Origin of the sequence: Achromobacter sp. SIMBA_011, assembly GCF_046535435.1 — a bacterium.
Lineage (GTDB): Bacteria > Pseudomonadota > Gammaproteobacteria > Burkholderiales > Burkholderiaceae_B > Achromobacter > Achromobacter dolens.
The window spans coordinates 1-276 of sequence record NZ_JAWRWN010000370.1 but is presented as its reverse complement, the minus strand read 5'-3'; the positions used below and the strand labels follow the sequence as shown (position 1 = coordinate 276).

At 62.0% G+C, this 276-nt stretch carries 1 protein-coding gene; it reads left to right on the top strand.

Features of this window, described 5'->3' with window-relative positions; all coding sequences use genetic code 11:
• Window positions 1-9: 9 nt before the first annotated feature.
• The coding region (locus SB816_RS31335; RefSeq protein ID WP_410548159.1) for an isocitrate dehydrogenase kinase/phosphatase AceK regulatory subunit at window positions 10-276 on the top strand (267 nt) is incomplete at its 3' end.

Genomic DNA, 276 nt, shown 5'->3' with positions numbered 1-276 from the left:
CCTGCACGCATGAATCACTTCCCCAAACTGCTGTCGTCGCAGATCGGTTTCGACATCGCGCAGACGATGCTCGAATACTTCGACCGCCACTACCGGATCTTTCGGGAAGCCGCCGTCGAAGCGAAGACGCTGTACGAGCGCGGCGACTGGCACGGGCTGCAGCGCCTCGCGCGCGAGCGGATCACGTCGTACGACGAGCGCGTGAAGGAATGCGTCGAGCTGCTCGAGGACGAATACGACGCCGAGAACATCGACGACGAAGTGTGGCAGCAGATC